The organism is Pseudomonas sp. xss_2, from assembly GCF_043104195.1.
GTDB lineage: Bacteria > Pseudomonadota > Gammaproteobacteria > Pseudomonadales > Pseudomonadaceae > Aquipseudomonas > Aquipseudomonas urmiensis.
The window spans coordinates 87,089-97,315 of record NZ_JBICKL010000117.1; the positions used below are offsets into that span (position 1 = coordinate 87,089).

13 protein-coding genes are annotated in these 10,227 nt (G+C 61.0%); all 13 read left to right on the forward strand.

Annotation, left to right across the window (positions count from 1 at the left end; translation table 11 throughout):
* The first annotated feature begins 5 nt into the window (after nucleotides 1–5).
* The 13 genes from fliJ (at nucleotide 6) to flhB (ending at nucleotide 10,020) form a co-directional block, all read left to right on the forward strand.
* Entirely contained in the window at nucleotides 6–458 is a 453-nt protein-coding gene (gene fliJ, locus ACF8K2_RS26380; protein WP_186555976.1) for a flagellar export protein FliJ, read from the forward strand.
* A gap of 92 nt (nucleotides 459–550) precedes the next feature.
* Nucleotides 551–856 carry an STAS domain-containing protein gene (locus ACF8K2_RS26385; protein ID WP_186555977.1) on the forward strand — a complete coding sequence of 102 codons (306 nt, stop codon included), beginning with the start codon at nucleotides 551–553 and terminating at the stop codon, nucleotides 854–856.
* Nucleotides 857–864: 8 nt separating this feature from the next.
* Nucleotides 865–2,556 (forward strand): SpoIIE family protein phosphatase, encoded by a 1,692-nt coding sequence (locus ACF8K2_RS26390; protein ID WP_392468966.1) that lies wholly within the window; start codon nucleotides 865–867, stop codon nucleotides 2,554–2,556.
* Nucleotides 2,557–2,614: 58 nt separating this feature from the next.
* Nucleotides 2,615–2,962, forward strand: a complete 348-nt coding sequence (locus ACF8K2_RS26395; RefSeq protein WP_392468972.1) for an Hpt domain-containing protein — start codon at nucleotides 2,615–2,617, stop codon at nucleotides 2,960–2,962.
* Between the two features lie 72 nt (nucleotides 2,963–3,034).
* Entirely contained in the window at nucleotides 3,035–4,354 is a 1,320-nt protein-coding gene (locus ACF8K2_RS26400; RefSeq protein ID WP_392468977.1) for a flagellar hook-length control protein FliK, read from the forward strand.
* A 244-nt stretch (nucleotides 4,355–4,598) separates the two neighbouring features.
* Nucleotides 4,599–5,096 (forward strand): flagellar basal body-associated protein FliL, encoded by a 498-nt coding sequence (gene fliL, locus ACF8K2_RS26405; RefSeq protein ID WP_186555981.1) that lies wholly within the window; start codon nucleotides 4,599–4,601, stop codon nucleotides 5,094–5,096.
* 9 nt (nucleotides 5,097–5,105) lie between these two features.
* Nucleotides 5,106–6,074: a flagellar motor switch protein FliM gene (fliM, locus tag ACF8K2_RS26410; RefSeq protein WP_186555982.1), complete on the forward strand. Its 969-nt coding sequence runs from the start codon at nucleotides 5,106–5,108 to the stop codon at nucleotides 6,072–6,074.
* Between the two features lie 47 nt (nucleotides 6,075–6,121).
* On the forward strand, nucleotides 6,122–6,586 hold the full coding sequence (fliN, locus tag ACF8K2_RS26415) for a flagellar motor switch protein FliN (protein ID WP_186555983.1): 465 nt from the start codon (nucleotides 6,122–6,124) through the stop codon (nucleotides 6,584–6,586).
* A gap of 12 nt (nucleotides 6,587–6,598) precedes the next feature.
* Nucleotides 6,599–7,033, forward strand: coding sequence for a flagellar biosynthetic protein FliO (gene fliO / locus ACF8K2_RS26420; protein WP_392468995.1), 435 nt, complete (start codon nucleotides 6,599–6,601; stop codon nucleotides 7,031–7,033).
* Nucleotides 7,033–7,800: a flagellar type III secretion system pore protein FliP gene (gene fliP / locus ACF8K2_RS26425; RefSeq protein WP_264235045.1), complete on the forward strand. Its 768-nt coding sequence runs from the start codon at nucleotides 7,033–7,035 to the stop codon at nucleotides 7,798–7,800. Before fliO ends, fliP begins: the two co-directional genes overlap by 1 nt.
* A 21-nt stretch (nucleotides 7,801–7,821) precedes the next feature.
* On the forward strand, nucleotides 7,822–8,091 hold the full coding sequence (fliQ, locus tag ACF8K2_RS26430) for a flagellar biosynthesis protein FliQ (RefSeq protein ID WP_392469000.1): 270 nt from the start codon (nucleotides 7,822–7,824) through the stop codon (nucleotides 8,089–8,091).
* Between the two features lie 7 nt (nucleotides 8,092–8,098).
* Nucleotides 8,099–8,875 (forward strand): flagellar biosynthetic protein FliR, encoded by a 777-nt coding sequence (fliR, locus tag ACF8K2_RS26435; protein ID WP_392469003.1) that lies wholly within the window; start codon nucleotides 8,099–8,101, stop codon nucleotides 8,873–8,875.
* A 2-nt stretch (nucleotides 8,876–8,877) separates the two neighbouring features.
* Complete coding sequence (flhB, locus tag ACF8K2_RS26440) at nucleotides 8,878–10,020, forward strand: flagellar biosynthesis protein FlhB (RefSeq protein ID WP_392469005.1); 1,143 nt, start codon at nucleotides 8,878–8,880, stop codon at nucleotides 10,018–10,020.
* Nucleotides 10,021–10,227 lie beyond the last annotated feature (207 nt).

Consider the following 10,227-nt stretch of genomic DNA (forward strand, 5'->3'; position numbering starts at 1 on the left):
AGGCCATGGCCATGCCCAGTCGAGCCGCGCGCCTGGCGCCAGTGGTGGAAATGGCCGAGGAGGCCGAGCGCAAGGCCGTGCAACGGCTTGGCCATTTTCAGCAGCAGGTGGCTCAGGCGCAGGCCAAGTTAGCTGAGCTTGAGCGCTTTCGCGAAGATTACCAGGCGCAGTGGATCAATCGCGGCGGGCAGGGGGTCAACGGCAGCTGGTTGCTCAACTACCAGCGCTTCCTTGCGCAACTTGAAACGGCCATGACCCAGCAGCGCCAGAGCCTGACCTGGCACCAGACCAACTTGAACAACGCGCGCAATGCCTGGCAGCAGGCTTATGCGCGGGTCGAGGGGTTGCGCAAGCTGGTCCAGCGTTACTTGGATGAGGCGCGCCGGGCCGAGGACAAGCGCGAGCAGAAGCTGCTGGATGAATTGTCCCAGCGCTTGCCTCGGCAGAGCTACATGTAGTACGCGGTGCCCGCACCACCCGCTTGCGGCACAGCCGCTGGCCTGCTAAACCTTCTGAAGTCGCATTCGCCATCATCGAAGGAATCGCTAGCATGGCAGTCGAAACTGATTTTTCACGGGACGAGAAAAAGCTGACGATCAAGGTCAAGGGTCGCTTCGATTTCGGCAGGCACCAGGAGTTTCGAAGCGCCTATGAGCGCCAGCCTGAGCGCCCCGATACTGTTGTGGTCGACCTCAAGGAGGCCACCTACCTGGACAGTTCCGCCCTCGGCATGCTGCTGTTGTTGCGCGATCACGAAGGCGGTGATGACTCATGCATCAGCGTGATCAACACCAGCTCCGACGTGCGCAAGATCCTGGCCATTTCCAATTTCGACAAGCTCTTCGACATCAGCTGACAGCCCCAATGCCAGCCGACCAAGCGCTGCGCGTATTGATCGCCGAAGATGGAGCGGCAGACCGGCTATTGCTTGCGCAAATCATTCGTCGCCAAGGTCACGAGGTGTTCACCGCCGAAAACGGCGAGCAAGCCGTTGCCCTGTTCGCCGAAAAACGCCCGCAGCTGGTTCTGCTCGATGCGCTGATGCCGGTGATGGACGGTTTCGAGGCCGCCCGCCAGATCAAGGCGCTGGCCGGTCAGGCGCTGGTGCCGATCATCTTTCTCACCTCGCTCAGCGAAGACGACGACCTGGTGCGTTGCCTTGAAGCGGGCGGCGATGACTTCGTGGCCAAGCCCTACAGTGCGGTGATTCTCGGCGCCAAGATCCACGCCATGGACCGTTTGCGCAGGTTGCAAGCAACGGTGCTGGAGCAGCGCGACCAGATAGCCCGTCACCACCATCACTTGCTCAACGAGCAGCGGGTGGCCAAGGCTGTATTCGACAAGGTGGCCCACAGCGGTTGCCTGCGCTCACCGAATATTCGTTACTTGCAGTCGCCGTATGCGCTGTTCAATGGCGATCTGTTGTTGGCAGCCTTTACTCCTAGCGGTGACATGCATGTGCTGCTGGGTGACTTCACCGGTCATGGTCTGCCTGCGGCGGTCGGCGCCATGCCCCTGGCAGAAGTGTTCTACGGCATGACGGCCAAGGGCTATGGCCTGGCCGAAACCCTGCGTGAGATGAACGCCAAGCTCAAGCGGATCCTGCCGGTGGACATGTTCTGCTGTGCGCTGTTGCTGAACCTGAGCTTCCAGGGAGCCTGCGTGGAAGTATGGAATGGCGGCATGCCCGACGGCTATCGGTTGTCGGCCAGTGGCGAGCTGCTGGCGACCCTGGCCTCCAGGCATTTGCCGCTGGGTATCCTGGCGCCAGAGCGATTCGATGACAGCACCGAGGTAATGCCGCTGGGCGTGGGCGAACGGCTGCTGTTGCTATCGGACGGGGTGCTTGATACCAGCGATGATCAAGAGCGCTTGTTCGGTGTCGAGCGCTTGCAGGCGGTGATGGCCGAGAACCTTGACCCAGAGCGTTTGTTCGATGATGTGTTGCAGGCGCTGGAGCGTTTTGGCGGGCGTGCTCGCGACGATATCAGTCTGTGCGACATCCGCATGGTTGAACCGGGATTCGAGGCGCCTGCGGCAATGCTCTACTCTGACAGTGGTCGATCTAGCCCGCTGGATTGGTCGCTGGGGTTCACGCTGCGGGGCGATAGCTTGAAGCGCTTCAACCCCGTGCCCTACCTGTTGCAGTTGCTGCAAGAGGTCCATGGGCTGCGGCCAAGCAGCGGGGTGTTGCACAGTGTGCTCAGTGAGCTGTATTCCAACGCCCTGGAGCATGGCGTGCTGGGCTTGGATTCGGGCCTCAAGCGCGATGCCAGCGGCTTTGCCGAATACTATCGGCAGCGCGCAGAGCGCCTGGCGCGGCAGGTCGATGGCGATGTGCGCTTTGATTTAAGGGTTGAACCGCACGGCCAAGGCGGGCGTCTGACCATTGAGGTGCGAGACAGTGGTGCAGGCTTTGATGTCGAACAGGTTTTAGCTCGACCTGCGCATGAGCAAGGCTTCAGTGGTCGTGGAGTGAATCTGGTGCGGCGCTTGAGCCAGCACGCGCAATGGCTGGAAGGCGGGCGCTGCGCGCGGATACAAATCTGTTGGTGAGTGCAGGCCCCGGCAGCCGGCCAATACGTCATACTGGACTTGATCAAGGAGTGAGCAAGTGGTGGACATGCATATCGATCACCAGGTTCTGAGCGACCTGCAAGACGTCATGGAGGGCGGCTATCAACAGCTGCTGGAGACCTTTTTGGAGGACTCAGAACGACGCCTGAGTCAACTGCACGGTGCCAAGAATGCGGCCGAGCTCGGCATGGCTGCCCATAGCTTCAAGGGCAGCAGTAGCAATATGGGCGCTGTTGGCTTGGCGGCGCTGTGTCAGCAGCTTGAAGAGCGGGTGCGCCAGTCGCGGTTGTATGGCATCGAAGATCTGATCAACCGCATCGACCAGGAGTACCGTGAAGTTCAGTGCTTCTACCGCGGTGAATGTGCGCGCATTTCTAGCGGCTGATCAAAACTTGGCGCGACTTTTGCCTGTTTCTGCCCAGACGATTTTTACGCCATCTGGCGCGGAGACTTTTCAATGCCTGTCGCACCCAACCCTTTGTTGCAAGCCAGCGCTGTCGCCAAGCAGTCGCGCGCGACCACTGGCATGGCTGACAAGCCCCAGTCGGCGGTGGCCGAGCAGGGTAAAGGGTTCGATCAGGTCATGGCCAAGCAGGGGCGTGATAGCAGCCCTGTGCGTGACGACAAGGTTGCCCAGGCCAAGCCCAAAGACAAACCGGATGCTGCCGCCAGCGGCAAGCAAGACGCTGGCGATAAGTCATCGATTGCCGATGACGGCAAGAATTTGCCAGCCGCCGATGCAGCCCTTGCAGCAGGCGAAACCGCTCAGGATGACGCTGCCAGTTCACTGGATGCCAGCCTGGTTGCAGGTCAGGTGACCGATGCGCAGCCCGGTGCTCAATTGATCCAGGCGCAAGCCGAGGCAGTGGCACCAGTGCTCCAGGCCGTGGTCCAACAACCCCTGCCAGCGGCACCGTTGGCGCCAACTGTGGGCGACGAAGCGGCCAATGAAACGTTCGATCCTGAGGCTGACCCCCTGGCGGGCTTGCCCACCCTGCGCTTGGCCCTTGAGCAGAGCGCCCAGGCCAAAGGCACCACCTCGGCCCACGCCAATAGTGCTGATAACGCCCAGCCGCAGCCTGACGATGGCCAGTCAGCCGTCAATACCTTGGCGAACCTGATCGGCAAATCGCAAACCGAGGGTGAGCAGTCCGAGCCGGGCGATAAAGCCTTTGGCAGTTTGCTTGAAGATGGCCTGAAGGACATCAAAAGTGCCAGCAGTGACACTCGGGTCGATGACTTCGCCGATCGCCTGGCCAGTCTGACCCAGGCAGCCACGGCGAAAACCGCCAATGCGCTGCCGGTCAACCCGGCGCCATTGCATCAGCCGCTGTCGATGAATCAGAACGCCTGGACCGAGGGCTTGGTGAACCGGGTGATGTACCTTTCCAGTCAGAACCTCAAGTCTGCCGAGATTCAACTGGAGCCGGCTGAGTTGGGGCGCTTGGATATTCGCGTCAATGTAGCGGCGGACCAGGCGACCCAAATCACCTTCATCAGCGGCCATGCTGGCGTGCGTGACAGCCTCGACAGTCAGCTGCATCGCCTGCGCGAGCTGTTTGCCCAGCAGGGCCTGGCCCAGCCTGATGTCAACGTTGCCGATCAGTCGCGCGGTCAGCAACAGCAGGCGCAACAAGATAGCTCGCAGCTATCTGGAGTAGCAGCACGGCGTGCACAAGCGGCCTCCGGCGAGCAAGGCGAGCTGGCAGATGCCGCTGCCCAGCCACTCGAGCAGCAAGTGGTGATCGGCGATAGTGCGGTCGATTACTACGCCTGATCGGGGCTTCGCCCTGGTTCGCGGGCAAGCCCGCTCCTGCAGGGGGCGAGCCGGCCACGCGTTAGAAAGACGACGCTAACTCTGTGCGGGCTTGCCCGCGAACCAGGGCGCAGCCCTGGCCATGCACCGCAGCGGTTTATCATTCACCTGGCCCGGCAATCGCCCCTCCCGGCGATTCTGGCATAACACTTGCTCAAGCCACGTCATCCTCCTTTGAAACCCCGATGGACGACGGATTATTGGCATGGCGAAGAGCGACGCAGTGAAAGACCCCGCCACGAAAGGCAAACTCAAGCTGATCCTGCTGCTGGTAGTAGCCCTGCTACTGGCCGTCGGCCTGTCGGTGGGCGCCACCTGGTTCATCATGCACAAGAGCGAGTCGGCTCCGGCAGCGGACCCAGCCCTGGCCAACATCAAGCCGGCAGCGATCTACGAGCCCCTGGCCCCAGCCTTCGTGGTCAACTTCAATCAGAACGGCCGCCAGCGTTACATGCAGGTGAGCATCACCATGCAGGGCCGCAACCAGGCTGACCTGGACGCGCTCAAAGTGCACATGCCGGTCATTCGCAACAACCTGGTGATGATGTTCTCCGGGCAAGGTTTCGACACCTTGGCCAGCAGCTCGGTCGGCCAGGAAATGCTGCGCCAGAAGGCCACTGCGGTGGTTCAGGAAGTGGCGCAGAAGGAAGTCGGCAAGCCGGTCGTCGACCAGCTGCTGTTCACCAATTTCGTATTGCAGTAGGAGTCCGCAATGGCCGTACAGGACCTGCTGTCCCAGGATGAGATCGATGCCCTGTTGCACGGCGTCGATGATGGGCTGGTACAGACCGAAAGCGCAGCCGAGCCGGGCAGCGTCAAAAGTTATGACCTGACCAGCCAGGACCGGATCGTGCGTGGGCGCATGCCGACCCTGGAGATGATCAACGAGCGCTTTGCCCGTTACACCCGGATCAGCATGTTCAACCTGCTGCGCCGCTCCGCCGATGTCGCGGTCGGTGGCGTGCAGGTGATGAAGTTCGGTGAGTACGTGCACTCGCTGTACGTGCCGACCAGCCTCAACCTGGTCAAGATCAAGCCGCTGCGCGGCACCTCGCTGTTCATCCTCGATGCCAAGCTGGTGTTCAAGTTGGTGGACAACTTCTTTGGTGGCGACGGGCGTCACGCCAAGATCGAAGGGCGTGAGTTCACCCCGACCGAGCTGCGGGTGGTGCGCATGGTCCTGGACCAGTGCTTCGTTGACCTCAAGGAAGCCTGGCAGGCGATCATGCCGGTCAACTTCGAGTACATCAACTCCGAGGTCAACCCGGCCATGGCCAACATCGTTGGCCCAAGCGAGGCGGTGGTGGTGTCGACCTTCCACATCGAACTCGATGGCGGTGGCGGCGACCTGCACGTGACCATGCCGTACTCGATGATCGAGCCGGTGCGCGAAATGCTCGACGCGGGCTTCCAGTCCGACCTGGACGATCAGGACGAGCGCTGGGTCAAGGCCCTGCGCGAGGACGTGCTGGACGTCAGCGTGCCGCTCTCGGCCACCGTGGCGCGGCGTCAGCTCAAGCTGCGCGACATCCTGCACATGCAGCCTGGCGATGTGATTCCCGTGGAGCTGCCTGAGCACCTGGTGCTGCGTGCCAACGGCGTGCCGTCGTTCAAGGCGCGGCTGGGGTCGCACAAGGGCACCCTGTCGCTGCAGATCATCGATCCGATCGAGCGCCGCTGAAGGCGTGCCGCTCGCAACCCCCGAATTGAATGCTTGTCGAGGATATTATGGCTAACGAAAACGAGATCAGCTCCCCCGAGGAGCAGGCTTTGGCAGATGAGTGGGCAGCAGCCCTGGAAGAGACCGGCGATGCCGGCCAGTCCGACATCGATGCACTGCTGGCGGCGGACGCGGGCAACTCCGGTGCCGGCCGACTGCCAATGGAAGAGTTCGCCAGCTCGCCCAAGCCGAACGAAAACGTCAGCCTCGAAGGCCCCAACCTGGATGTGATCCTGGATATTCCGGTGAGCATCTCGATGGAAGTGGGCAGCACCGAAATCAACATTCGCAACCTGCTGCAGCTCAACCAGGGGTCGGTGATCGAGCTTGACCGCCTGGCCGGCGAGCCGCTCGACGTGCTGGTCAACGGCACGCTGATCGCCCATGGCGAGGTCGTGGTGGTCAACGAGAAGTTCGGCATTCGCCTGACCGACGTGATCAGCCCAAGCGAACGTATCAAGAAGCTGCGCTGAGTGAAGGCGCTGATGCGGGCCGCGACGGCCCTGGCGGCGCTGCTCGCCAGTGAGGTAGCGATCGCTGCGACGATCCCTGCCACGCCTGCCCCTGGAACCCCAGGCAGTCTTAGCGGGCAACTGGCGCAGATGGTCTTCGGGCTGTTGCTGGTGGTCGGTCTGATCTTCTTGCTCGCCTGGCTGGTGCGCCGGATGCAAGGCGCCGCGCCGCGTAGTGGGCAAGTGATCGAAATCGTCGGTACGCGCGCCATCGGTCCGCGTGATCGGTTGTTGTTGGTACAGGTGGGCAAGGAGCAGATCCTGATCGGGCATAGCCCGGGCAGCATCGAGGCCCTGCATGTGCTGGCCGAACCGGTCGAGGTGCCCGCGGGTGCCCGTCCGGCCACGCCGGAATTCGCCCAGCGGCTGCTCGAGCTGATGGGCAAGGATCAGAAGGACAAGAAGTAATGAGTGGCGCCCTGCGCATCCTGTTGAGCACCTTGTTGCCAGTCGTGCTGTGGTTGGCGGCGCCGCAGGCCCTGGCCGCCGACCCCCTGTCGATCCCGGCCATCACCCTGTCCAGCGGGGCGGACGGGCAGCAGGAATATTCGGTCAGCCTGCAGATCCTGATGATCATGACGGCGCTGAGTTTCATTCCAGCGTTCGTCATCCTGATGACCAGCTTTACCCGGATCATCATCGTCTTCTCCATCCTGCGTCAGGCCCTGGGTCTGCAGCAGACGCCGTCGAACCAACTGCTGACCGGCATGGCGCTGTTCCTGACCTTCTTCATCATGGCGCCGGTGTTCGACCGGGTGAACCAGACGGCGATCCAGCCCTATCTGAACGAGCAGATGACCGCCCAGCAGGCCATCGACAAGGCCCAGGTCCCGCTCAAGGACTTCATGCTCGCGCAGACCCGGCAAAGCGACCTGGACATGTTCATGCGCTTGTCCAAGCGTACCGATATCGCCAGCCCGGACCAGGCGCCGCTGACCATCCTGGTGCCGGCGTTCGTGACCTCCGAGCTCAAGACCGCGTTCCAGATCGGCTTCATGATCTTCATCCCGTTTTTGATCATCGACATGGTGGTCGCCAGCGTGCTGATGGCGATGGGTATGATGATGCTGTCGCCGCTGATCATTTCCTTGCCGTTCAAGATCATGCTGTTCGTGCTGGTCGATGGCTGGGCGCTGATCATGGGCACCCTGGCTGGCAGTTTCGGCGGCGTCTGACGCCGTCAAGGAGAGCCTTGCATGACACCTGAAGTTGCTGTCGACCTGTTCCGCGACGCTCTGTGGCTAACCACCCTGATGGTGGCCGTGCTGGTGGTGCCGAGCCTGTTGATCGGTCTGGTGGTGGCGATGTTCCAGGCCGCCACCCAGATCAACGAGCAGACCCTGAGCTTCCTGCCGCGTTTGCTGATGATGCTGGTGACCTTGATTGTCGCTGGCCCATGGCTTACCCAGAAGTTCATGGAGTACTTCATTGGTCTGTACACCAGCATTCCGCAGCTGATCGGGTGAGGCGGCCATGCTGGAGCTGACCGACGCGCAGATTGGGACCTGGGTTGCGACCTTCATGCTGCCGCTGTTCCGGGTCACTGCGGTGCTGATGACCATGCCGATCTTCGGCACCAAGATGCTCCCGGCGCGTATTCGCCTGTATGCGGCCCTGGCGATTACTGTGGTGATCGTGCCGGGTCTGCCGCCATTACCCGAGTTCGAACCGCTGAGCCTGCAGGGCTTTTTGCTGTGTGGCGAGCAGGTGATCATCGGTGCGGTGTTTGGTTTCTCATTGCAGATGCTGTTTCAGGCGTTCGTGGTGGCTGGGCAGATCGTTGCGGTGCAGATGGGTATGGCGTTTGCCTCGATGGTCGACCCGGCCAACGGTGTCAACGTGGCAGTGGTTAGCCAGTTCATGACCATGCTGGTGAGTATTCTGTTTCTGTTGATGAATGGCCATCTGGTGGTGTTCGAGGTGTTGACCGAAAGCTTTACCACCTTGCCGGTTGGCAACGCGCTGATGGTCAATCACTTCTGGGAGCTGGCTGGGCGCTTGAGTTGGGTGTTGGGTGCCGGATTGTTATTAGTGCTACCGGTGATTGCTGCGCTGTTGGTGATCAACATCGCCTTCGGCGTAATGACCCGCGCTGCGCCGCAGTTGAATATCTTCTCGATCGGTTTTCCGCTGACATTGGTGATGGGCATGGCCATCTTCTGGGTGGGCCTTGCCGACATTCTCTCCCACTACCAGGCATTGGCCAGCGAAGCGCTGCAATGGCTGCGTGAACTGGCACGGGCGCGCTGAGCATGGCTGAGAGCGAGAGTGGTCAGGACAAGACAGAAGAACCCACCGACAAGCGCAAGAAGCAGGCGCGCGAGAAGGGCGAGGTTGCCCGCTCCAAGGAGCTGAACACCGTCGCCGTCACCCTCGGCGGGGCAGGCGCACTGCTGGCCTTTGGTGGCTATCTGGGCGAGACCCTGATGGAGCTGATGCGGTTGAACTTCAGCTTGCCGCGTGAGGTGTTGATGGCTGAAGGGTCCATGGCCGCCTATTTGCTCAACTCGGGCAAGACGGCCATCTGGGCTACCCAGCCGATCCTGGTGCTGTTGTTCGTGGTCGCCTTCATCGCACCGATTGCTCTGGGTGGGTTCCTGTTCTCAGGCAGCCTGTTGCAGCCCAAATTCAGTCGCATGAATCCCTTGGCGGGGATCAAGCGCATGTTCTCCTTGAACGCTTTGACCGAGCTGCTCAAGGCATTGGCGAAGTTTTTCATGATCTTGGTGGTGGCGCTGGTGGTGCTTTCCAGCGACCGCGAGGCGTTGTTGGCGATTGCCAATGAGCCGCTTGAGCAGGCGATCATTCACAGTGTCCAGGTGGTCGGGTGGAGTGCCTTGTGGATGGCGGCGGGGCTGTTGCTGATTGCCGCGCTGGATGTGCCGTTCCAGCTGTGGCAAACGCACAAGAAGTTGAAGATGACCAAGCAGGAAGTGCGCGACGAGTACAAGGACAGTGAAGGCAAGCCTGAGGTCAAGCAGCGGATTCGTCAGTTGCAGCGGGAGGTTTCGCAGCGGCGCATGATGGCTGCGGTGCCTGAGGCTGACGTGATCATTACCAACCCGACGCACTATGCGGTGGCGCTGAAGTATGACCCCGATAAGGGCTCGGCGGCGCCGCTGCTGCTGGCCAAGGGCACCGACTTCATTGCGTTGAAGATGCGTGAGATTGCTGCTGAGCATAAGGTGCAGATTTTGGAGTCGCCGGAGTTGGCGCGGGCGATCTATTACTCTACCGAGCTTGAGCAGGAGATTCCGGCTGGGTTGTATTTGGCGGTGGCGCAGGTGTTAGCTTATGTGTTCCAGATTCGGCAGTACCGGGCTGGCAAGGGGAAGGCGCCGGATCCGTTGAAGAAGGATTTGCCGATTCCGCCGGATTTGCGGCGTGATTCTTGATTCTTGATTCTTGATTCTTGATTCTTGATTCTTGATTCTTGATTTGTAGTTTTTAGGTTTGGGAGCAGATCCATTTGCGATGGAGACGCTGATTCACCTTTCCGCCCTTACGGCGGGTCACTTTTGGCAAACGCCCCAAAAGTAACCAAAAGGTCTGCGCTCCACCATCCGGCCCTACGCTGCGCTTCGGGTCCCCTCGCTTCGGTG

Bases quoted from the DNA above. Each gene is read 5' to 3' on its own strand.
- fliJ (WP_186555976.1), top strand. From the start codon at position 6: ATGGCCATGCCCAGTCGAGCCGCGCGCCTGGCGCCAGTGGTGGAAATG.
- ACF8K2_RS26385 (WP_186555977.1), top strand. From the start codon at position 551: ATGGCAGTCGAAACTGATTTTTCACGGGACGAGAAAAAGCTGACGATC.
- ACF8K2_RS26390 (WP_392468966.1), top strand. From the start codon at position 865: ATGCCAGCCGACCAAGCGCTGCGCGTATTGATCGCCGAAGATGGAGCG.
- ACF8K2_RS26400 (WP_392468977.1), top strand. From the start codon at position 3,035: ATGCCTGTCGCACCCAACCCTTTGTTGCAAGCCAGCGCTGTCGCCAAG.
- fliL (WP_186555981.1), top strand. From the start codon at position 4,599: ATGGCGAAGAGCGACGCAGTGAAAGACCCCGCCACGAAAGGCAAACTC.
- fliM (WP_186555982.1), top strand. From the start codon at position 5,106: ATGGCCGTACAGGACCTGCTGTCCCAGGATGAGATCGATGCCCTGTTG.
- fliN (WP_186555983.1), top strand. From the start codon at position 6,122: ATGGCTAACGAAAACGAGATCAGCTCCCCCGAGGAGCAGGCTTTGGCA.
- fliO (WP_392468995.1), top strand. From the start codon at position 6,599: ATGCGGGCCGCGACGGCCCTGGCGGCGCTGCTCGCCAGTGAGGTAGCG.
- fliP (WP_264235045.1), top strand. From the start codon at position 7,033: ATGAGTGGCGCCCTGCGCATCCTGTTGAGCACCTTGTTGCCAGTCGTG.
- fliQ (WP_392469000.1), top strand. From the start codon at position 7,822: ATGACACCTGAAGTTGCTGTCGACCTGTTCCGCGACGCTCTGTGGCTA.
- fliR (WP_392469003.1), top strand. From the start codon at position 8,099: ATGCTGGAGCTGACCGACGCGCAGATTGGGACCTGGGTTGCGACCTTC.
- flhB (WP_392469005.1), top strand. From the start codon at position 8,878: ATGGCTGAGAGCGAGAGTGGTCAGGACAAGACAGAAGAACCCACCGAC.